We start from the raw sequence: 21,975 nt of genomic DNA, 5'->3' as shown, positions 1-21,975 counted from the left end.
CTTAATATACGTCCGAAATTGATTCATATAACAAACAGGAAAGAAAAAATGAGCGACGTAAGTAATCCATTTATGCCCGGTTTTGCTGATCAATTCCAAAATATTTTTATGCCAAAGAAACCGCATATTATACACCTTACTTTCGATGAGACAAATATCGACCGCCTGGGTTCTGTTCACAGGTTTAACAGGGAACTGACCTCATCTGTCCGCAGGAATGCGTTTTTTATTGCCAGCGTCAATCAGCAATTGCAAGAGAGCGCTATTTTTATTCTCCTGATGCAGCAATTCAAAAAAAAGCCAAACCTCATAATGGCTCAAACCGTTCATGATATATCTATCAAAGTCAAAAACTCCGGGGACGACTTTTCGTATCCTGAACCTCTGGGGCGTCGCGAGAGCATAAAAAAGAAATTTTCCAGTTTCTTCCGTCCAGAAACTATTGATGTCAGTTATGAAAAATTTATCGGGGAAATCAATATTGGTCATAAGGACCGACAAAAAATAGATAGACATATTCAAAACGGCGATTGCTACAAAGCATTCGATGCTGCACACGCCATTGTTTGTAAAATGCTCCTGGATAATAAAGATAAAGACGGCAGAAACATTATACAAATTATGCAGGCCGGTACATTGACCAAACCAAAAGCCATAAAACATTTAGCACAGCTTAGACAAACTCTGACAGTTGCTGGTTTTGATGTTGAAGAAATGGGGCTCTATTGAACGTAAATCGTATTCTATCGAATGGGTAATATCATCCCCCTCAAAATCGATGGACGAGTAAATTTTGGCCTAAGGTGTAATTGTCCGTGCAAAATCTGGATATCGAACTCCTCCTGACTCCGATTGCGGAAGATGCTCCCACAGGCGAAGACGTGCGCGCCGACTACGCGTCGACGTCCCTGTATTATAAACTCCGAGATGCACGGGCGGACGCACGGGCGGCAGAGCGGGCGGGAGATGCAAACCCGGCCGAAGCCAGCACGCCACCCGAATGGCGTGATGTGCAAAAGCTTTCCGCACAAATTCTTACGGAAAAAGCGAAGGATCTGGAAGCCGCCGCATGGTTGACAGAAAGCCTTGTGCGGAGCGGCGGGGTGGTGGGGCTGACATTTGGTGCAACCCTGATCGAAGAGTTGGTCGAAAAGTATTGGGACCAGCTCTACCCCATGCCGGATGAAGACGGCATGGAAACGCGCGTGGCTCCCCTGACCGGCCTTAACGGTGAAGGGGGCGACGGCACATTGATTCAGCCCCTGCGCAAGCTTGAACTTTTCAAAGATCGTAATGGCGAGCCTGTCATGCTGTTCCAGTATGAACAGTCCGCCGAATTGCAGACCATTGCCGATCCCAAGCGGCTTGAAGCGCGGATCGAAGCTGGCGTGGTGCCTTACGACACCATGACGGCCGCCGCCCGTGCTGTGCCCCCCGCGCATTATGCCGCCATGATGAAGGATTTGCAGGCAGCCCGCGCGGCATGGCGCGGCATGGGCGATGCGCTGGAGCGTGCGGCAGGCCCCGATGCCCCGCCAACCGGCAGGGTTGCAGGCGTTCTCGACCAGATCGAGGATTTTCTGACCCGTTACGCCCCTGCCGCGTCCAGTCAGGAGCCGGTTGCGGACATGGCAGCGGACGAAACAGGGGCGCAGAACCCGACTGGCCAGGCAGCGCCTGCGGCCGCCGCCGCCCCTCGCCCCCTTGTCACGCGTGAGGATGCGCTGTCGCGCCTTGCGGAAATTGCCGAGTTTTTCCGGCGGACGGAGCCGCAGTCGCCTCTGGCCTACACGCTGGAAGAAGCCATCAGACGCGGGCGCATGACATGGCCCGAACTGGTTGCCGAACTGGTTGAGGATGAACAGACACGCAACAGTCTGCTCGTTCGCCTCGGACTGCCTGCCGCCTCGTGATCGGGGTGGCGGACATATGCGCGGTGCCGCCCAAAGGGCTGGTCCCGACCGCGCTTTATTGTTCAAACATTTTTACTGGAACGTAAGATATGAATAGCAGTGTTCACGGCAAGCTGAACCGGGTGCGCAAGCCCCGGGTTCACATTTCCTACGATGTCGAGACGGCGGGGGCCGAGGTGGCGCGCGAACTGCCGTTTGTGGTCGGTGTCATGGGCGACTTTTCCGGCGATCCGGTGCAGCCCTTGCGCCCTATGGCCGAACGCAAGTTCGTGCAGATCGACCGCGACAATTTTGATGACATCATGGCACGCATGGCCCCGGGCCTGAAGCTGAAGGTGGATAACACGCTGGCCAATGACGGCACGTCCATGGCGGTCGATCTTGTTTTCCGCTCCATGGACGACTTTACCCCGGCCCGGATCGTCAACCAGGTGCCAGCGCTGAAAAACCTGCTGGAAACCCGCAACAAGCTGCGTGACCTGCTGAGCAAGGCCGACCGGTCCGAGGAACTGGAAAACCTGCTGGAACAGGTCTTGCAGAGCGAGAGCGAAATAAAGGCGCTCTCCGAACAGCTTGGCATGGACAAGAAGGAAGCCTGATCGATGTCTGAAACACAGAACCAAACCCAGGCGGCTACCGCGACCGAAACCGCGACCGGGCTCAGCTTTCTGGACCAGGTGGTATCCGCCACCAAGCAGACCGAACCCGACCACGCCCAGGACCTGGTACGCAATCTGGTTGAACAGGCGCTGAGCGGGACGGTCACGTTCGACAAGAACCTGACCCGCACGATTGAAAGCGCGATTACAGCACTGGACAAGACAATGTCCACGCAGCTTAACGCGATCATGCATGACCCGAAGTTCACCAAGCTGGAAGGAAGCTGGCGTGGGCTGAACTATATGGTCATGAATACGGAAACCAGCCAGAACCTGAAAATCCGGGTCATCAACGCCACCAAGCGCGACCTGAACCGTGACCTGACCAAGGCGGTGGAATTCGACCAGAGCCAGATTTTCAAGAAGATTTACGAAAACGAATTCGGCACGCCCGGTGGTGAACCCTATGGTGCGCTGATCGGTGATTATGAATGGGTCAACCACCCCGACGATATCGAGACCCTGCGCCTGATGTCGAACGTGGCGGCTGCCTCTTTCGCGCCTTTCATTTCCGCGGCGGGTGCGGGCATGTTCGGTTTCGACAGCTGGACCGAACTGGCAAAGCCCCGTGATCTGAGCAAGATTTTCGAATCTGCTGAATATGCCAAATGGCGTGGTTTCCGCGAAACCGAGGATGCGCGCTTCGTCTCGCTCGTCATGCCCCGCGTTCTGGCCCGCGTGCCTTATGGTGCCGCCACAAAGCCGGTCGAAGAATTCGATTACGAGGAAGCCCCGATTTCCGCCTCCGGTGCGTCGGAAGCGCTGAGCCATGACAATTATTGCTGGATGAACGCGGCCTACGCCATGGGCGTGCGTATGACGACAGCTTTTGCTGAATCCAATTTCTGCGTGACCATTCGCGGGGCAGAAGGTGGTGGCAAGGTCGATAACCTGCCCACGCATCTGTTCCAGTCCGACGATGGCGACATGGACGGCAAGTGCCCGACGGAAGTCGGCATTACCGACCGGCGCGAATTCGAACTGTCCAACCAGGGATTCCTGCCGCTCTGCCACTACAAGAATACGGATTACGCGGTGTTCTTCGGTGCGCAGACAGTGCAGAAGCCCAGGAAATACGACCGTGCGGATGCAACGGCCAACGCCGCCATTTCCGCCCGCCTGCCCTATATCATGGCGTCCAGCCGTTTCGCGCATTACCTGAAGGTGATGGCGCGCGACAAGATCGGCAGCTTCATGGAAGTCAATGAATGCGAACGCTGGCTGAACCGCTGGATTACGAACTACGTGTCCGACAATCCCGATGCGGGGGCTGAAACCAAGGCGAAATACCCGCTGCGTGAAGCCCGCGTTGAAGTAAAGGAAATTCCGGGCAAGCCGGGGTCCTACAACGCTGTGGCCCATCTGCGCCCGTGGTTGCAGATGGAGGAACTGACCACCAGCATGCGCATGGTGGCCCGCGTTCCCAAGCAGGGCTGAAGACCATTCGGCTGGTTGCCGCCCCAGGCGGGCGGCAACCGACACGCAAGGCAGGATTCCATGACCAATACCGACGACAATTCTGACGCGACGGTTATCCGTCGCCCGGCCGCACCCGCGGCGGGTGACAAGGCCCGTCAGGATAGTTCCCACCAGCCGCCGCTACGCGATGCCGTCCTGTCTGGTGCCTTTTTCGGTACCGGACAGGAGGACAACGCACGGCGTGTCGCTGTCATGCTGACCAGGACGGAGTGTATTCTCGACACGTGGTTCGGCGACCGGGCACCGGTATTAAGAGCAGACACCACCGCGCTGGCCGCACGGATCGAGCGCGATATTGTCACACTGGACCGCATGATTGCCCGGCAGTTGGATGCAATCGTGCATCATGCGCGCATGCGCAGGCTTGAAGGATCGTGGCGGGCATTGGACTGGCTGGCGGTCTCGCTGCCGCTGAGCGGGCGGATCAAGCTCCGGTTCCTGGACCTGACCTGGCAGGAGGTCTGCCGCGACCTGGAACGGGCGACAGCCTTCGACCAGAGCCATCTTTTTCGCCAGATATACGAACAGGAATTCGGCATTGCCGGGGGTGAACCGTTCGGCCTGCTGGTAGCGGATTATGAAATTCGCCACCGGCCGGGGCCGGGTGCCCCAACGGACGATATTTCGGCCCTGATGGCGCTGTCACAGGTCGCGGCGGCTGCCTTTGCGCCACTTGTGGTCGGCGCGTCCCCTGCCCTGTTCGGCGTGGACGATTTCGGCGCGCTCAGCGGCGTGCCCGACCCTGTCGCGGTCATGGCTGCGGTGGATTACCAGCGATGGAAGAAACTGCGCGCCCAGAGCGATACGCGTTTCCTGTCCGTCACCCTCCCGCGCGTGACCATGCGCCGCCCCTGGAACGAAACGCTGCACCAGGCGCGCGGCTTTCGCTACCGGGAGGGGAGCGGTGCGGCCGATACCAGGGTCTGGAGCACCGCGGGCTACCTGGTCGCGGCCTGCGCCATACGTGCGTTCGAGGCATATTCCTGGCCCGCGGATATGCGCGGCTATGACATGGACCGCGAAGGCGGGGGCGTGATCGATACGCTGGCACAGCCTCTGGCATCGATCGACCCGCCCGAAGGGAACGGACGCCCGGCACTGGACCTGATCCTGACGGACCGGCAGGAACGCGCACTTGTGGCCGCAGGTTTCATGCCCGTTTCCGCCATTCCGTTCGGTGGGGAATTGCTGATCGGCACCGCGCGCAGCCTGCAACAGCCCGATACGGGTTATTCCGGCCCCAACAAGGGCGAGGCCATTGCCAATAGCCGGCTTTCGGCCCAGTTCAATTCCATTTTATGCGTGTCGCGTTTTTCCCATTACCTCAAGGTCATGGGGCGCGACATGACCGGCGCGTTCATGACGGCGACCGAGATCCAGGACCGCCTGCGCCGCTGGCTTGCCCGATATACGACAGCCAACCCCGGCAGCATGGAAACACTGGCGCTCTACCCCCTGCGGCAGGCGGAAGTGTCGGTGGCCGACGATCTTGCCCGGCCGGGCGTGTTTTCGTGTGTCATTCACCTCGAACCGCATTTCCAGCTTGACGATGTGGCCGTCACTTTCCGGCTGGTCACCGAACTGTCCGCCCCGGGGCGGGGCTGAACACCCAGCGTAAAAGGAACATTCATCCCATGTCCGATACAGCCTCCTCCACGGCACCTCTTTCCGCTGCGGCCCTTCTGCGCGCCGGACGGCTGAACGACGCGATTGCAGCGGCGACAGCGGCCGTGCGCGCCACGCCAACCGATATCGGGCAGCGTGTGCTGCTGGCCGAACTGCTGCTGTTCAGCGGCAACCTGGAGCGCGCCGATGTCATTCTGGATGCGGCGGGGCAGATCGACCCTTCGGCTGCCGTCGTCATTTCGGAATTCCGCCAGCTTCTGCGCGCGGAAACGGCCCGCAGGCAGGTTCTGGGCGAAGGCCGCGTGCCCGACATTCTCGACACGCTCGCACCCGACGGACAGGCCTCGCTCGCGGCACTGGCGGCCCTGCGCGCCAATGACCTGACGGACGCCGCCCGCCACGTGGCCGAGGCCGAAACCCTGCGCCCCCGTGTGGCGGGTGAGGCCAACGATACACGCTTCGATGATTTTCGCGATGTGGACGATCTTCTGCCAGGTTACATCGAAACGCTGACCGTGACCGGAAAGTATTTCTGGATCCCTCTCTCGCGCATAGAGAGCATGATCTTTCACCCGCCCAAGCGCCAGCGCGACCTGTTCTGGCGGCGTTGTTCCATGAGCGTTCATGCCGGGCCGGATGGCGATGTCTATGTGCCTGCCCTGTATTATACGCAGGGTGAAACCGATGACGCGCACCGCCTGGGCCGGGCCACCTCCTGGCGGGAGGAATGCGGCATTGTCCGTGGTGTGGGCCAACGGCTGTTCCTGATCGGTGAGAGCGACTATCCGATCATGGACCTGCACACCGTAGCGCTCGATACGCCCGCATGAACGACACGACGATCAACCAGCCAGCCAACGCCAATATCTTTCTGGAGCGGATGCGTGATGCCGGGGCCCGCGTCAAGCTGTCGGTGCTGGACCGTCTGATCGATACGACCCCGGACAGCGAGCGTGACAGACCGATGTCCGCGACCGAGGCCCTGTCGGTCCTGCGCACGGCTGTCCGGCGCGATCTCGAAGCGTTGCTGAACGCGCATCGCCGGTTTCGCTCCATTCCCGAACGCTATGCGGCGCTGCGTGCGTCGAACATGGGATTCGGCCTGCCCGATTTCGCGGCCAGTGCGCGCAATGCGCAGGACGCGCGCGAGGAACTGCGGCGCGAGATCGAAACCACAATCCGCACGTTCGAACCCCGGCTGACACAGGTAGCGGTCGTGATCCAGCCTTCGGACGAACAGGGCGCGCTGGCTACGCTGCGTTTTCGGATCGAGGCCATGCTGCATGCCGACCCCGCCCCCGAACCGGTTTCCTTCGATACGGCCATTGATGCGGCAACCGCCAATATCATGATTTCGGGAGGTCAGGTTGGCTGACTCGCTGCTGCCCTATTTCAACCAGGAACTGACCGCCATCCGTCAGTTGGCGGGTGAATTCGCGCGCACGCATCCCAAGATCGCGGGAAGGCTGCGGCTCAGCCCCGATACGGTGGACGACCCGCACGTTGCCCGGCTGCTCGATGGGGTCGCGTTTTTATCGGCGCGCGTCCACGCCCGGCTGGATGACGAATTCCCCGAACTGACCGACACGCTGCTCGATATTCTCTACCCGCATTATCTTGCCCCGTTTCCCTCATGTGCCGTGACGCAATTCGCCCCCCGCCCCGAAACCACCACCCCGATCGAGATCGCCGCGGGGTTCGAGCTGGAAACCGAAGCCGTGCGGGGCCAGTCCTGCCGCTACCGCACCGCAGCCCCCATGACGCTGTGGCCGGTTCGCATTGAATCCGCACGACTTTCCGGCCAGCCATTTACCGCCCCGCTCAATCCGCGGGCACTCGGATCGGTGGCGGTGCTGCGGCTGGTGGTTACCACGCTGAACCCGGATATACCCTTCAGCACGCTGGGCATGGACCGCCTGCGCCTGTTTTTCCGGGGGGAAGGATCGTCCGCGCTGTCGTTATATGAACTGCTGGCGGGGCATACTGTGGGTGTGGCACTGGCGACCTCGCCCCAGGATAGCGCGCCGGTCTGCCTGGGGGCGGACGCCCTTCAACAGGTGGGCTACGCGCCGGAGGAAGCCCTGCTGCCCTGGTCGGGCCGTGGCTTTTCCGGCTTTCGGCTGCTGAGCGAATATTTCGCGTTCCCGCAGAAATTCATGTTCCTCGATCTTTGCGGACTGGGTGCGCGCACCATGGTGCTCGATGGCGGGCGGCTGGAAATTTTCCTGTATCTGAATCATTCCTCGCCGGAACTGGAACGCACGGTTGATGCGGATATGATCGCGCTGGGCTGCGCACCCGTGGTCAATCTGTTCCACCAGCGCTGCGAACCCATGGCGCTGGATCATACCACGACCGATTACCGTGTTCTGCCCGATGCCCGCCGTGCGAAGGTGACCGAGGTCTGGGAGGTAAGCAGTGTCACCGAACTGCGCCAGGACGGCACGTCCAGACCGTTCCAGCCGTTCTATCGTATGGCCGATCCGCACGCGCCGCGCACTGAGGATACGCCATCCTTTCGCATTACCCGGCGCGAAGCGGGCGATGGCATGGGTGGGACCGACAGTTTTGTTTCGATATTCGACCCCGCCTTCGACCCCATGCGTCCCTCGGACAGCGTTCTGTCGATCCAGGCGCTGTGCTTTAACCGGGACCTGCCTACGGAACTGCCCTTTGGCGGCGGCCGGCCGCTTTTTCGCCAGTTACAACCCCATGGCAGCATTCAGGACGTGCAGTGCATTGTCCCGCCCACACCCACCCTGCGACCCGAACGCCGCGCACGCGGTGCGTGGCGGCTGATCTCTCACCTTTCCCTCGGCCATTTCTCCATTACTGGCGAAGGGGAAGGCGCTGCGTCATTGCGCGAGGTGCTGCGGTTGTACGATCTGGTCGATACCGCGCAGACCCGGGCCGCGATCGAAGCGATTGTCGGCGTGCATGCAACAGCGGGTGTGGCGCGGGTACAGGGCGCGCGTCTGGGGGCGTTCTGTCGCGGCCTGGATGTGGAACTGGAAATGGACGCACGGGCCTTTCACAGCGGCAGGCTTTATCTGCTGACAGCCGTCCTGGCCCGGTTCATGGCGCTGCACGCCAACATCAATTCCTTCGTTCGTACCACGCTGCGCCTGCGTGGCAAGACCGAACCCGAAGCCCGCTTCCCGCCCATGGCTGGCGCGCGGGCGTTGCTGTAGCCCCGCCATGGCAGAGACCCGGACCCCGGCGGAAATCCTGCATGCAGAGCCGCAGCGTTTCACGTTCGATGCGGCAGTAAGGCTGATGCGCGCCGTGGCGGCCCGCACCGCTGGTACGCGCAAGCTCACCTTCGATGCGCCATCCAGCCTGGCATCCCCGACGCAGGAGGTCGTATCCGTCACGTTGCCGGGCGGTGCACGGGCCGGACGGCTGGTTACATCCGTTCTGGGCCTGACCGGTCCATCGGGTGAGATGCCGCGCTGGTATACGGAACTGCTCAACCAGGTGGAGCGCCAGAAATCCCATGCCCTGGCGGATTTTGTCGGCCTGCTGGCCCAACCTGCCCTGTCGGCCTTCGCGGATGCGGGGGCAAAGTATCGCCTGCCTTATTCAGCCGAGCAGGCGCAGTCCTCGGGCCGGGCGGAACCCATAGGAACCGCCGTGCTGGCCCTTGCGGGCTATGATACGGGTACCGGTCACGGGTTGCCGTTTTCTGCCGATCTTTTGCGCCATTACGCGGGTTTTTTCTCGTCTTACCCGCGTTCGGCCAGCCGATTGGGGGCCATGCTGTCCGATTTCCTGGGCCGCCCCGTAGCGGTCGATGAATTTGTGGGGGCCTGGCTTGCAATCCCGCCCGATCAACGCACGCGCCTTCCCCACGGGCGGCAGGCCGGCGCGTTCTGCACGCTGGGTGTAGACGCCGCGATCGGGCTGCGGAGCTGGGACCAGCAAGGGCGCTTCATCCTGCGCGTGGGGCCTCTCTCCCGGCGGGATTTCGAGGCCCTGCTCCCCGACCGGCCGGGGCTGGTCGCGCTGATCCACCTGTGCCGGGCCTATGTCGGCCCGGACCTCGATTTCGCGGTCAACCCGGAACTGGATGCCCGCGAAATTCCTCCTTTCCGGCTGGCGGGGGGGCCTGATCGGGAGACAGCACCCCGCCTGGGCTGGACAACCTGGCTGCCTTCGGCAAGTGACACCCTGCGGGGCCGCAAAACTGTTGCGGACGCCTTGTTCGGGGCATGGCTTGTGCAGGCAGGCAGGCCATGACCCGACTGCTGTAGACCCGATATCCATTTTTATTTTCAAGGACATAACCATCATGCGCTTTTCACCCCCCACCCTGCCCGCCCTTGCTCTTATCGTCGGTTCCGTAGGCCTGCCCGCTATGGCAATGGCGCAGGCCAATCCGTCGACCCAGCAGTTGATCAACCAGTTGCGGCCCGGTGCCCATATGGACGGGACGACGCGCGGCATCCGCATGCTGCCGGGTGGTTCGGCCGGGGCATCTGCCTCTTCCCGCTCCCATGCGTCGGCCCCCGATACCGCCAGGCCGTCCGCCAGCCTGGTTGTCGATTTCCTCAACGGATCGGCGGAACTGACACCCCAGGCCACCGCGGCCCTCGATCAGCTCGGTACGGCACTGACCAGCGCGCAGCTTGGCTCCTACCGCTTCAAGGTTATCGGCCATACCGATACCACCGGCAGTGCCAGCCTGAACCAGACGCTGTCCACCCAGCGGGCCGAGGCGGTAAAGGACTATCTGAAGGCAAAGTTCCAGATCGCGGATGACCGGTTGCAGGCGATCGGCGTAGGGCAGAACGGGCTGGCTGTTCCCACCCCGCCCAACACGTCGGAACGCCGCAATCGCCGCGTGGAAATCATCAATCTCAGCGCCTGACGGTCGGGCCATGCGGCATTCTTCGCGCAACGAGGACGATACGGTCATCTTCCCCGCTCCCGCGCGGGGAATGCCCAAGACCCGGCGTGTCCGGCCCGGTGTTGTCGTGGCCGGGCTGGGGGCGGCCGCACTCCTTGCAGGCGGCGGTGTGGCGCTGTGGCGGGGCATGGCGCCACCACGCTACCGTCCGCCTGTGCAAACGGAAGCCGGTATCGACATCAGTGCTGCGTGCATGACCCATGTCGGGCTTCTGGCACAGGATCACGATATTCTGGTGATCGATTTTTCCTCGCTTCTGGCGCAGGGGCAAACGCTGAACCGGGTCGCAGCCTTCGTGGAAAAAACGGGCCTGCCCCGTGATCGCGTGCTGGACGACACTGCCCTGGTAAGGGCGATCCACGAAAGCGGTGCGACCGAGCAGACCTATTATTACGGACATGATTATCAGGCCGCGGACCTGCGCCGTTTCTTTACCCAGGCCGCACGCCAGTCGGTTCCCCTGAACCCACAGGAAACCTGGCTGCACAGGATGCTGGGGCGCATGGGCTGGTTGCAGCCCGACGCTACTGGCGCATTGATTACATTCAGCGCATCGGGCGAGACATTGGATGCGACGATGCGGGCCGTAACCCTGCGCCACGAAATCGCCCATGGGGCCTTCTACACGGTGCCCGCGTACCGTGTGTATACGGAGCAGTTCTGGCAGGCCCTGCCTGCCCCTGAACGTGCGGCCTTCATCACCTTTCTGGGCCAGCAGGGGTACGATACGACGGATGAGGCCCTGATGTTCAATGAAATGCAGGCCTATCTCGCCTTTACGCCCGATAGCCGTTTTTTCAACGCTCAGGTCGTGGGCCTGTCCGACAGAAGGCTGGAGGCGATGCGAGCCTCTTTTCTGAACGGCATGCCCGATTTCTGGCTACGCGACCTGGCGAGCCAACCGCTTCCCCCCGCATCGGTATCGACCTGCCCCGATACACGCGCGAGCGATCCTGCATAACCCCACGGAGCCTGACCGACATGGCCGCAAAACCCGCTGCCCGTACTACGGATATCCATGCCTGCCCGGCTGTCAGCGGGCTGGTTCCGCATGTTGGCGGCCCGATCCTGACCGGTTCGCCCGATGTGCTGATCGGTGGCATGCCTGCCGCCCGCGTGTCGGATACCGCAATCTGCGTCGGCCCGCCGGCCACGGTCATTACCGGTTCGGCCACGGTGTTCATCAACGGCCTGCCAGCGGCCCGGCTGGGGGACCAGACATCGCATGGGGGTGTTATCATGATAGGATGCCCGACGGTGCTGATCGGCTAGGGCCTAACGGGCCCTTTCAGGCCGGAATGCAGGTGTTCCGCGCCAGAGCCGCCTTATGGGGCGGATGACAGGACATTCATTGACCTTTAGGACGTGTAAGAACGGGGTGAAGCTCCATGGCGACCTGCCCGCCTGAACCGACGGCTTTTGACAAAAGCTCGGTCATGGCCGCCGTCATGGAGGCGACATTGCCTTCTGCGGGGATACGCCCGGCCGGAAATGGCGTGGATGAGGCCAGGCTGACCGCCAGGTCCGTGCCAAAGGGCGCGCCAACCTGCATACGCGCCCCGCCCTGCGTGCCATCGCCCAGTGTTTTTGTCGCATTGGCGGCAAAAGCATGCGCCCCGTCCGACGATGTGGGGTATATCCGCACTGCCGAGCCATCGTTGGAGAAATAGACCGTCCACAAATGCGCGGGAAAGGCCGGTAGCTTGACGGCAATGGAAATGGGGTCGCCATCATGCAGGGGGCGGTCGCCGCCGGACAATACCATCGCCAGGCCGCTGCCGCCGGATGTTACGCCATGATAAGGGCGCAGGGCATCGAAAATCGGGCAATAGGGACCATCGACCGTGCGCACCGTATTGCGGATTTGCGCCGCCGAGCCGGGCAGCTTTGCCATTGCCGTATCCAGAGCGACCCTGGGAGCTCCCGCGCCGATATATCCCGACAGGCTCACCTGCTCGCCGTCCCGACCGGTGGTCAGGAAACTGCATGGCAGCGTACCGACAGCGGCCGCAATGCGCAGCGGGTCCGGTGCGGCGGAAGCCTGTGCCCCGGGAGCCTGCGCCTGCTGTGGGGCCGGGGGCATGGCCGGTGCAGGTGCCCCTTCGGCGGGGCCCGCCTGCGCTGCGGATGTCATGGCTGGTTGATCGCCATGGCCGGAACCGAAAAGAAAATACCCTCCCCCACCCAGGGCTGCCACGACAAGCAGGCCACCCACGGCAATGCCAGCCAGCGGCAGGTTTTTACGCGGCGTAGCAGCCCGCCATGCCCCCGGACCGGGTGCCGTGGCGGGTAGTGGAGATGTGGGTACTCGCGCGGACTGGACCACAAGGGTGCCGTCGTCATCATCCGGCCCGCTCTTGCCCCGCCCTGATCTGTCCTGATCCGCGCCAGTGGACGGTTCGGCGTGCAGGGCGTTGCGGAGCGCTGCGGCAAAGGCGCTGGCCGAGGCATAGCGTTTTTCGGGCTGTTTCGCCATTGCGGTCAGGACCACATGGTCCAGGGCCGGTGTGACCGCTACCGAAAGGGCCGATGGCGGCAGGGGTTCCGAATTCAGGACCTTGTGCATGATGGCGGTTAGACCACCATCGAACGGCTTGTCCCCCGTCAGGATCTGGTAAAGCATGACGCCGGTCGAATAGATGTCCGTTCGCGCATCCACCCGCTGGCCCATGAACTGCTCGGGCGACATATAGGCCGGTGTGCCCAGAATTGTTCCGGCCTGGGTGAACGAACTGCTTTCGATCCGCGCGATGCCGAAATCGGCAATCTTGATTGCACCTGCTGCGGTCAGCATGACATTGGCGGGCTTGATGTCGCGGTGCACCACCCCCCTGTCATGGCTGAACTGCAAGCCGGCCAGTAGCGCGTCCATCAGGCGCACCACCTCATCGACGCCGTAGCGTTCGCCGTTGTCCAGCACCTGCTTGAGCGTGGTGCCGTCCACATATTCCATGACGATATAGGCGATATCGTCGGTTTCCCCATAATCGAAGACCCCGACAATGTTGGGATGCTGCAAGCGCCCCGCGGCCTTGGCTTCACGCCGGAAACGTTCCAGTTCCTCCAGTGCCTGTGCATCTTCGCTGTCGGCACCGACAAGGCGCACCGTCTTGATCGCAACGGTCCGGTCTATGACAGGATCGTATCCTTCATACACGGTGCCCATGGCACCTTTGCCCAGGACACGGCGAAGTTCATATTTTCCCAGCATATCGCTCATGGGAATCCTATAAAGACATGGGCGTGATCTCGGAAGGGGGCGCCTTGCCTCCATCACCGATCACGACAAAGGCAGCCCAGAAAAATGGATTGCTCAAGGGGGACGCAGTGTCGGCCGCCGCGTCTTTGAGCATCGCAAGCTGGGCCGCGCGCAGGCTGGCCGCCACCCCGCCCGAACGGTCGTCATGGATATGCGACAGCGATGACGCGACCAGATAGGCCGATGCCTGGTCGCTGACCGACCATTGCGTCACCATGACGGCACGGGCCCCCGCGTAAAAGAAGCTCCGGGCCAGTGCCGACAGGGCTTCGCCCCCCTGGGCGCCCCCTTGGGTGTTGCAGGCCGAAAGCAGGGCCAGATCCGCATCGAGGTGCAGGGTGCTGACGATATCGGCATCCAGCAGCGCGTCCTTCAGATCGGGGGCTGTGGGCGGGGTCGAGGCCACAATGACCGGCTCGGTCAGGCAAGGCAGGTCGGTCGGCAGCAGGGCATGGGTGGCGAAATGCACGATCCGGTAATCGGTCAGCGCGGCCTGGCGGACATTGGGCGCGGTATAACGACCGGCCAGCAACTGGTCCTGAGGACCGGCCCCAAAAATGGCCGCCGCCGCCTGAAGTTCCAGCCGCGCATAGGGCAAGGTCGGCAACCCGGCAAAAGCCTGCGCACTGGCACGGCACCCCGCACCTGAAAAAGTAGCGCTGGCCTGCGACAGGCTGGCTGGCCGGAAATCCCCCAGCCCGAACCACGGACGGCGTGCGGCGGACGTTCCCGCCGCCTTGCGCAGGGCGACGAAATTCCCTGCCGTTGGCACAGAGGCCAGGCTGACCTTGCGAACAAGCCACGGAGCGTGCGCCAGATCGGCGGCATTGGCCGGACCCGTGGGCAGAAGTGCGAATGGCAGGGCAAGCAACGCGCCCGAAGGTGCGACGACAAGTTCCCTGACATCGCCCATCGCATGCGCAACCTTGCCCAATGTCGCATCGTAGATCGCGGCGGCCTGGTCCATGGCAAAGGGCGGCAGGCCGTCCTGGCCCGGGGTGATGGAATCACGCACCTTGCGGACCAGGCCGGCCATGTCGCTCTCGGTCAGCCCGCTTTGGGCCACCGTGACATGGCCGGCATGGAGCAGAAACAGCCATGTATGGCTGGGCGTGCTAGTCACACCGAAAAAAGCTTCATCGGGGCGGAGACGTTCAAGCACGCTGCTGGCCGGGACCGCCTGCTGCACAAGCTGCCCGTAATTTGGAACCAGTGCCTGCTCGGCCATGGCGGCCTGCTGCAAGGTAGCCGTTGTCGTGGCGATATCCTTGTCCACTTTGGCCAGATCGGCGTTGTGGTCCCCCTGGCGTGCCAGTTCGGCAAGCTGGTCGCGCCTTTGGTACAGGGTTTCGAGTGTCTGCTGCGCATCCTGCTGCGCGCGGATCGCCCCCGCCAGTTTCGGATCGCCCGATGAGGATGCCAGGCGCGCCGCCGCCAGGGCGATCTGGCGGGCGGTCACGCTGCCCTGGATCCACTCCGCCGCCTCGAACATTTCGGTACGGAGGGCGTCGCGCCCTGCCGGGTCGTGTTCGGCTGCGGCGGCATAGATATCCAGGCAGGGGCCGATAAGACGGGCCGAGCCGCCCCGGCGCAGGGCGCGCAGCAGGGCCATGCCCCGGCGGCACCCGTTCAGGGCTTCAGCCTGCCGCCCGCTTGCGAAAAGTGCCGCCGCATGCAGCAAGATGGTTTCCGCCGTGGGACGTGAATCGGGCATGCCCGCATCGAAGCTGTGCAGGGCCTTGTCGAGTTCGCGCGCTGCAAAACTGTGACGGTTGCGCGCCGTGGCCAAGGCGGCCCAGGTGCGGTGCAGCCGGGCCGCCATGGTCGATGACGATGCATCCGAACGTTCGGCAATCATGTCGGCGCGGGCAATCGCGGCATCGCTGCCTTGCGTATCGCCGGTCTGGTACAGGGCAAGTGCGAGATGCCGCCAGACCTCGATAGCGCCCAGGGTGGCCGTTTGCGTCAGCGGGTCGCTCAGGCTGAGCTGCGCCCCCAGTAAAGTAGCACCGTCGGTCTGTGCGAAGGGCGATAGCGCATCGCCCGCCGTGGTATCCAGCAATCCGGGTGGCAACAGGCTTTCGTAACGTGCCAGGGCGTCACGCAGCCTGGGTATGGCGGCACGCGGCGCGCCCTGGTTGAGCTGATCGAGCGCCTGATCATAGAGCAGCGTTGCAGGTGCTGTCGGATCGTCGCTGTGGGGCATCAGCCGTTCGGCCGCTGTAAACTGTGCCTGTGCCTCGGCATAGGCTCCCTCGTTGGACAGATTGAGCGCGAGTGCCAATATCGCGCCGATCGTGCCCGGGCTATCCGCCCCCAGTTGTTTTTGCTGCAAGGCCAGTGCGGCGCGATAGGCCACGATGGCTGCGGGAAAATCCTCTGCCTGGTTGGCATGCGCCCCCACGGCCATCAGCCGGGCGTATTCGCGAATATCGCCAGTACTGAACGCATGGGCGGCAAGCAGGCCCGCCAGACGGCTGTTCATGGCGCCATCGGGTGCGGTCGGTGCGTCCCGGGCAGTGGACCTGCCATCCACGATATCGATCGCCCTGAGCATGGCAGGCAGGGCCGACTGCACGCCCGCACCGAAATAGGCCTTGCCACCGTGGACCTGCACCACGCCTACATAGGGCCAGCCCGCCTGCCGCTGCCGACAGGTTATAAGCCGCATGCCCCGATCGCCCTGAAGGCGCACAGACCGGGGCGTGTCGCATGCATAAGTCGTATCCAGTTCCGCCCGCCAGCGGCTGGTGGTGGCCAGTGCGTTCAGCAGCGCGTCTTCGGGGCTTGATGTCTCGTCCTTGCGCAGGGGCTGGACCTGGATATGGCCGCTGGGCTGGTCCCAGTCCCCGCAATACAGGTCACGCAGGGCGCCGCGCGCCTGGACCGTACAGGACGCACCCGCACTGTCCTGCCCGACAGGCAGCATGTGCACATCCACATCTTCCATGGAGGCCGTGTCATAGGCGGAGGGTGGCAGGCGCGTGCAGCCGGATACGACAAGCCCCAGCAGCACGCATAGTACAAGCTGGATAAGCTGGCAGGCCAGCCGCTTGCTGGCCGCCCCGGGATAAGGCCAGCAGGCGGTGGTCGCGGGATGAGAGGGAAACCGTTGCAAGATCAATAATCCTGCCCGGCGACACCCGGCAGATATACGCTGCCATCGGTCTTGTGCTTACGCCCCGAACGGGGGCTGTAACTGAAAAGCGGATCGCTGCCCAGCGCGTCCTTCGGCTGGCTTCCCTTGACCGCAAGCTGGCTTGTTCCCGCACTGTTTCCGCTGCCACCCTCATGGAAGTCATAACCGGAGAGCGGGTTGATAATGACCGGCGCATTGGCCGTGACCGGCGAAGCGTTCGATACGGGCGTACAGTCCGTGACACCGAATGCGCAGCCATTGAAAAGATCGCGCGTCGTATCCGAAGAATAGGCACGCGCCTTGCTGGCAGCCTGCGTGCCCGTGACACCGTCCAGTGTTCCTTCCAGATCGGCCGTGGCACCGCCATACAGGGTGAGCGAGAGCAGATCGACATTGCCCGCAAGCCTGACCTGGTTGCCCAGCCGCAGGACCAGATCGGTCGTGGCGGCAACCAGTTGCCGGTCCGCACCGCCCAGGACCACGCTGCCCGTTCCCGGCACGGCAAATGTCACCATCGCGGGCGCATTGGCATAGGCGGACTGCAGGGGACCGTCATTGATGTAGAAATTGCCTGCCTGTAGCAGCGTGGCGGCATTGCCGTTAAGTGTCAGCGTGCTGGCATCGGCCGCGGAACGGGGGGAAAGGAACAGGCTTCCGCCCCCGGCCAGGGTCATTCCCCCAACGGCTGTTACGTCAACCGCATGGGCCGCCAGCGGTCCTTCCAGCGTAAGTGCTGTGGCGTTGTTCAGCACGAATGTTCCGTCCTGGACGACAAACCGCCCCAGCGTACCGATCTCGTTCGCCCCGCTCAGCGTTGTGTCGCCCGCCACGAAATCCGTGCCGGTCGTCAGAACAGCGGCGTTGATCGCGCCGTTTGCGCTTTCGAGCAACGTGCCGTTGTTCCGCAGCGTCACCGTGCCCGGTGTGCTGACAAGCCCTGTAAGATCCAGCGCGCCATTGGTGCGTACCGTGATGGCACCCGTGGCCAGCATACGGCCCAGTGCGGGGATCGTATTGTCCCCATCCAGCACGATACTGCCGTTGAAAGCCGTATCGCCCGTCGAGACAAGGGATTGCGAAACGCCGGTGCCCGCAGCCTGGCTTACCGTGCCCCCGCCTTCGATCTGCAACTGTCCCGTGCCGGTGATCGCGGTCGCCCCCAGCACGGTGTCTGTGTTGTGATCGAGAACTAACGTGCCGTCATTGACGATATCCGTGGCCACCGACCCACCCTGCCCGCCATCGCCAAGCTGGAGGGTGGCACCCGACGCCACGGTGGTTGTGCCGGTATAGCTGTTCTCGCCGGTCAGGATCTGGGTGCCGCCGGTCAGGGTCAGGCCGCCATCTCCTTCCGAATAGGGACCGGGGGTGAGAGTACCGCCGAATGTGCCCGAGGCATTGGTAATCGTAAGCCCCTGATCGCCCAGCAGCACCGTGCCATTGCCGGACAGCGATGTAATCTGGGGCGCCCAGGACGATGAAATATCGAACGTGCCGTTATCGACAACAGAGCTGGAACTGGCAATACTTCCATCAATGAGCGCTAACGTCGCACCATTGTCGATTATGGTGGGGCCCGTATAGCTATTGTCGCCGAAAAGCATCAGGCCGCCGCTCTGCACGGTCAGGCTGCCACCGACCCCGCCCGCGATCCCGCCATCCGTGATGTTGCCTATAAAGGCGCTGCCATCGGAAACATCATCCGTGCCGCCGCTGGCCTGGGTCAGTGTAAGATTGTTGCTTCCCAGCGCCACAATGCCACCCCCGTACAACGCGCCGATGGATACACTGCCCGTAGCACCGGAAATATCGAACGTGCCGTCATCATCCAGCGTAGCGGCACTGTCGAGCCGCCCGTTACCGGAAAGGGAAAGCGCAGCATCGGGGGCAATACCCACGTACGGCGCATTGATCGTGCCCGCAAGCTGGGTGGACATGTCGAATTCAACCGAATCCGCGTTCACGCTTCCCGTGCTGGCGATCTGCGCCGGGCCCGCAAAATCGACAGCACCCGCATTGATCGTTCCCGTCTGGGTGACCGGGGCCTGTACGGGTGTGGTAATCGTAACATTGCCCGGTGTGGTGATCGTGCCCGCCAACTGGCTGGATTGCTGCGCCTGGATGGAGACATTGCCACTTTGCGCACCACCGCTTGTATCGATGGTGCTGGACGCCTGTGTCACGACGGCACCGTCCTGGGCATCGACGCTGACGGCTCCACCGGACTGGGTATCCGTTCCCTTGGAGAGAAGGTCCCCGGCAATGGTGATATTGCCGCCGATCCCCTGGATTGAAATAGTACCATTCGCACCGGCATCGACCTGACCGCCGGCATTGACCAATGTGCTGACCACCCCGTCTGCGGCCTGGGCGGTCAACTGCACTCTGCCGCCCGGGGCGGACAATTTGCCCGTGCTGCTGTTGGTGACGAGAACCGTATCCTTGGAAACGGCGCCCGCACCGATCTTGTCCGTAATGTCGAAATTGACCAGCCCGTCCCCGTACAGGTCGAGCGTAAAGGCTGTGACACCCCCGGCCAGAACGATCGTACCGAGGTTTGCGGTAAGGGTACCCGCATTTGAAACCTGGGGTGCGACCAGGCCAACCAGCCCGGCCTGTCCGGCGCTGATGGTGGCCCCCTGGTCGATGGTAATCGCCGGAGACGCGATGGAGGAGCCGGTCGGGCTGCTGAATGACAGAACCCCGTTTTCGAAATCGGTATCGTCGATATGCGATGGGGTTATGATCACGCTTTGCGCGCTGATATTGGCACCATTGTACAAAATGGCGCCCGACGGGTTTTCGAGTATGAAAACACCATTCGCCGAAATCGACCCCGCGATATTGGATGTTTTGTCCCCGGTGACACGATTGAGGATCATCGCAGTCGAACTCGGCTGGACGAAATTGACACTTGCCTTTGCGCCTACATCGAAGCTGGACCAGTTGACGATCGCATTGGGGGCTGTCTGGTTGACCGTCAATGTCGCGGTCGAACCTGTAACGACCGGCGCACCGATAGAGGCCGAACCGCCCACGGCCTCCCCGCCCTGGGGCAACGTGGTGGGGGCGGGCAGTGTCTGGCCATAGGCAGACGTTGCCCAGATCAGGCCAACGCACATGGCAAAATGGGCGCGGCATACTACCACGCTCCAACCATGTACCCTGTTCGTGTTGGCCTTATGGGACACCATAGGTTCTCCGCGCGTGCCGGTATCGTTCAATCGGGGGCAGAAATGATTTCAATAGAGTACCGTCGCCCCCCAATAGAACATCGTATGTCCCAGCGATTGCGCACCCAGGCCCTCATACTCCACCTCTGTCGCCATGCGATGGACGAATTCCCCCTGCATCTGGAAATTATGTCCAAAACCGACCTTCACCCCCACTCCGGCGGAGGCCAGGCGCGGATTGCTGCCGCCCGCCTGGTTCGACCAGGCCTGGCCCCAGTCGTAAAACCCGTATAACTGTGACCGGATATCGAGATTTCTTTGAAACAGCTCGACATTTGCCGTGGTGTTCAACTGGAGTTCGGCAGTCGCATAGGCCGTCTTGTCGCCCGCTACCTGCCCGGAATAATAGCCGCGCGTAAAGGATTGCCCGCCCAGGTAAAATTCTTCCGCCGTTGGCAGGATGGAGGGGGTGTATTGTCCGCCCGCCGCACCGCGGAACGCGACCAGCGCGCCCTGCCACGGCATGAAAAGCGCCTGGGTGCGCGAAATGGACAGGGAGATTTTTCGAAAATCGAAGCGCGCGTTATTGCGCCCACCCGGTGGCGCACTGCGCCCGTTCGCCGAACTCCCCATGAAGGGAAGCCCCTGCGATCCGGTGATATCGACCGTGCTCGTGCCTGCCAGGGTGTTGCCGAACCACAGGTCCTGCCAGGCGTAACTGGCATTGGCCCGCGCGACACGCATGCTGTCCTGGCTAAGCCCCGCCGGCCCGACGGAAATCGCGACATCCCGCCCATCCAGGCTGAGCCGGGTTGTCAGCGCCTGCCTGCGCCCCAGCAGAACGGGGTAATCCAGTGAACCGCCAAAGCTTACGACCTGGCTATGATAGTCGATTTCGCGCAGCACGCCCGAAGGTGCAGCACGGCCCATGCCACCATAGGCATGAAACTGGAGACCGCTCGAACCCAGAAAGATATTTTCGGATAACTGCCCGAAATTATCCGTATTTCCAGCCGTATGGTAATAGACAAGGTCCGTCCGTTCACCCAGCGACGTAAAGCTGTTGAGGTGGACCACCACCAGCGCTTCTTCCGGTCCGGTATTTTCATACCCGCGATTATCGGCCGATATCATGGCCGATACGGCCTGGCGACTGACATCGGCAATCAGCGTCAGCGCGCCGGGTTCACGGTTTGCATTCTGCAGCACGGCACGCAGCCTGACGCCAGAAACCTGCTGCGCAAGAAGCAGCCAGCGCTCCATTTCCGCGTTTGCCAAAGGCCTGCGATCGACCAGGTGCTCGAGCAGGGCCAATACCTTGGCACCGGCAGGTCCGATGTCATGCGCCAGCCGGACCGAGGCAATGTAGCCTTCTGTCACCACGAAGTGAACATTGGCCTGCCGATCGATGGTCATCGATACGGTTGACAGCAGAAAACCATGGTCGCGATAAAGCCTGACCACGGCAAGGCGTGTCTGTTCGATTACGGCCAGCGTAACACGGCGATGCGCAAGATCCTTTGCGATCCCGTTCAGGACAGAAAGCGGGAAAGCATCGGCGCCGACAAACGATACCGATCTTACGGACAGGGAAAGCGATGGCAGCCTGCCTTCGCGCTCCACCTCGCGGACGACCGGCAGCGCATGTCCCGCACCAAGCTGTGCCGGGGGTGGCTCCGTTGGAATGGGTGATGTCTCAAGCACGGGCAATGACGGCTGCGCCAAGGCTGACGAGACGGGAAACAGCACGACAGACCCAACCCCCAGCCATGTCCGCCAGACTGCATGTTCACCCTTCGACACTACACCACCTGCCCG

The 21,975-nt window shown here is 62.3% G+C and carries 16 protein-coding genes; 12 read left to right on the top strand and 4 right to left on the bottom strand.

The features are described from left to right. The 12 genes from J2D77_RS15345 to J2D77_RS15290 all read left to right on the top strand — a co-directional run. Positions 1 to 729: hypothetical protein (locus tag J2D77_RS15345; protein WP_207847282.1), on the top strand; the 729-nt coding region annotated here is incomplete at its 5' end. 86 nt (positions 730 to 815) lie between these two features. After that, on the top strand, positions 816 to 1,913 hold the full coding sequence (tssA, locus tag J2D77_RS15340) for a type VI secretion system protein TssA (protein ID WP_331000125.1): 1,098 nt from the start codon (positions 816 to 818) through the stop codon (positions 1,911 to 1,913). An 89-nt stretch (positions 1,914 to 2,002) separates the two neighbouring features. Continuing rightward, entirely contained in the window at positions 2,003 to 2,512 is a 510-nt protein-coding gene (tssB, locus tag J2D77_RS15335) for a type VI secretion system contractile sheath small subunit (RefSeq protein ID WP_207847278.1), read from the top strand. A 3-nt stretch (positions 2,513 to 2,515) separates the two neighbouring features. Further along, the gene (tssC, locus tag J2D77_RS15330) at positions 2,516 to 4,009 is read left to right on the top strand and encodes a type VI secretion system contractile sheath large subunit (protein WP_207847276.1); all 1,494 of its coding nucleotides are present in this window, start codon (positions 2,516 to 2,518) and stop codon (positions 4,007 to 4,009) included. A 60-nt stretch (positions 4,010 to 4,069) separates the two neighbouring features. Next, complete coding sequence (gene tssC / locus J2D77_RS15325) at positions 4,070 to 5,656, top strand: type VI secretion system contractile sheath large subunit (RefSeq protein ID WP_207847274.1); 1,587 nt, start codon at positions 4,070 to 4,072, stop codon at positions 5,654 to 5,656. 29 nt (positions 5,657 to 5,685) lie between these two features. Beyond that, positions 5,686 to 6,507, top strand: a complete 822-nt coding sequence (locus tag J2D77_RS15320; protein WP_207847272.1) for a type VI secretion system accessory protein TagJ — start codon at positions 5,686 to 5,688, stop codon at positions 6,505 to 6,507. After that, positions 6,504 to 7,052 carry a type VI secretion system baseplate subunit TssE gene (tssE, locus tag J2D77_RS15315; protein WP_207847270.1) on the top strand — a complete coding sequence of 183 codons (549 nt, stop codon included), beginning with the start codon at positions 6,504 to 6,506 and terminating at the stop codon, positions 7,050 to 7,052. The genes J2D77_RS15320 and tssE overlap by 4 nt, the downstream gene beginning before the upstream one ends. Continuing rightward, the gene (gene tssF / locus J2D77_RS15310) at positions 7,045 to 8,868 is read left to right on the top strand and encodes a type VI secretion system baseplate subunit TssF (protein WP_207847268.1); all 1,824 of its coding nucleotides are present in this window, start codon (positions 7,045 to 7,047) and stop codon (positions 8,866 to 8,868) included. Before tssE ends, tssF begins: the two co-directional genes overlap by 8 nt. Before the next feature lie 7 nt (positions 8,869 to 8,875). Further along, a complete protein-coding gene (gene tssG, locus J2D77_RS15305; RefSeq protein ID WP_207847266.1) occupies positions 8,876 to 9,916 on the top strand; it encodes a type VI secretion system baseplate subunit TssG in 1,041 nt (346 codons plus the stop codon). A 52-nt stretch (positions 9,917 to 9,968) separates the two neighbouring features. Continuing rightward, positions 9,969 to 10,547, top strand: a complete 579-nt coding sequence (locus J2D77_RS15300) for an OmpA family protein (RefSeq protein WP_207847264.1) — start codon at positions 9,969 to 9,971, stop codon at positions 10,545 to 10,547. A 10-nt stretch (positions 10,548 to 10,557) separates the two neighbouring features. Continuing rightward, entirely contained in the window at positions 10,558 to 11,547 is a 990-nt protein-coding gene (locus tag J2D77_RS15295) for a hypothetical protein (protein WP_207847262.1), read from the top strand. 20 nt (positions 11,548 to 11,567) lie between these two features. Beyond that, positions 11,568 to 11,858, top strand: a complete 291-nt coding sequence (locus tag J2D77_RS15290; RefSeq protein WP_207847261.1) for a PAAR domain-containing protein — start codon at positions 11,568 to 11,570, stop codon at positions 11,856 to 11,858. A 76-nt stretch (positions 11,859 to 11,934) separates the two neighbouring features. Here the strand turns inward: J2D77_RS15290 and J2D77_RS15285 are convergent, their stop codons facing one another. From J2D77_RS15285 to J2D77_RS15270, 4 genes are read right to left on the bottom strand one after another with little or no spacing between them, the layout of a single operon-like run. Then, positions 11,935 to 13,806 (bottom strand): serine/threonine-protein kinase, encoded by a 1,872-nt coding sequence (locus J2D77_RS15285; protein ID WP_207847259.1) that lies wholly within the window; start codon positions 13,804 to 13,806, stop codon positions 11,935 to 11,937. A 7-nt stretch (positions 13,807 to 13,813) separates the two neighbouring features. After that, complete coding sequence (locus J2D77_RS15280) at positions 13,814 to 16,963, bottom strand: CHAT domain-containing protein (RefSeq protein WP_207847258.1); 3,150 nt, start codon at positions 16,961 to 16,963, stop codon at positions 13,814 to 13,816. 2 nt (positions 16,964 to 16,965) lie between these two features. Beyond that, positions 16,966 to 20,178: a beta strand repeat-containing protein gene (locus J2D77_RS15275; protein WP_207847257.1), complete on the bottom strand. Its 3,213-nt coding sequence runs from the start codon at positions 20,176 to 20,178 to the stop codon at positions 16,966 to 16,968. Positions 20,179 to 20,226: 48 nt separating this feature from the next. Beyond that, positions 20,227 to 21,960, bottom strand: coding sequence for a ShlB/FhaC/HecB family hemolysin secretion/activation protein (locus tag J2D77_RS15270; protein ID WP_207847256.1), 1,734 nt, complete (start codon positions 21,958 to 21,960; stop codon positions 20,227 to 20,229). Positions 21,961 to 21,975 lie beyond the last annotated feature (15 nt).

It is taken from the genome of Acetobacter garciniae, from assembly GCF_017377735.1.
Classification (GTDB): Bacteria; Pseudomonadota; Alphaproteobacteria; order Acetobacterales; family Acetobacteraceae; genus Acetobacter; species Acetobacter garciniae.
Note: the sequence above shows the minus strand (reverse complement) of the source record. Positions and strands in the feature narration are given on the sequence as shown.

What these genes read in the sequence shown, in the direction of transcription:
- tssC (WP_207847274.1), top strand. Translation starts at nt 4,070, where the DNA reads ATGACCAATACCGACGACAATTCTGACGCGACGGTTATCCGTCGCCCG.
- J2D77_RS15275 (WP_207847257.1), bottom strand. Translation starts at nt 20,178, where the DNA reads ATGGTGTCCCATAAGGCCAACACGAACAGGGTACATGGTTGGAGCGTG.
- tssE (WP_207847270.1), top strand. Translation starts at nt 6,504, where the DNA reads ATGAACGACACGACGATCAACCAGCCAGCCAACGCCAATATCTTTCTG.
- tssG (WP_207847266.1), top strand. Translation starts at nt 8,876, where the DNA reads ATGGCAGAGACCCGGACCCCGGCGGAAATCCTGCATGCAGAGCCGCAG.
- tssC (WP_207847276.1), top strand. Translation starts at nt 2,516, where the DNA reads ATGTCTGAAACACAGAACCAAACCCAGGCGGCTACCGCGACCGAAACC.
- J2D77_RS15300 (WP_207847264.1), top strand. Translation starts at nt 9,969, where the DNA reads ATGCGCTTTTCACCCCCCACCCTGCCCGCCCTTGCTCTTATCGTCGGT.
- J2D77_RS15290 (WP_207847261.1), top strand. Translation starts at nt 11,568, where the DNA reads ATGGCCGCAAAACCCGCTGCCCGTACTACGGATATCCATGCCTGCCCG.
- J2D77_RS15295 (WP_207847262.1), top strand. Translation starts at nt 10,558, where the DNA reads ATGCGGCATTCTTCGCGCAACGAGGACGATACGGTCATCTTCCCCGCT.
- J2D77_RS15285 (WP_207847259.1), bottom strand. Translation starts at nt 13,806, where the DNA reads ATGAGCGATATGCTGGGAAAATATGAACTTCGCCGTGTCCTGGGCAAA.
- J2D77_RS15320 (WP_207847272.1), top strand. Translation starts at nt 5,686, where the DNA reads ATGTCCGATACAGCCTCCTCCACGGCACCTCTTTCCGCTGCGGCCCTT.
- tssB (WP_207847278.1), top strand. Translation starts at nt 2,003, where the DNA reads ATGAATAGCAGTGTTCACGGCAAGCTGAACCGGGTGCGCAAGCCCCGG.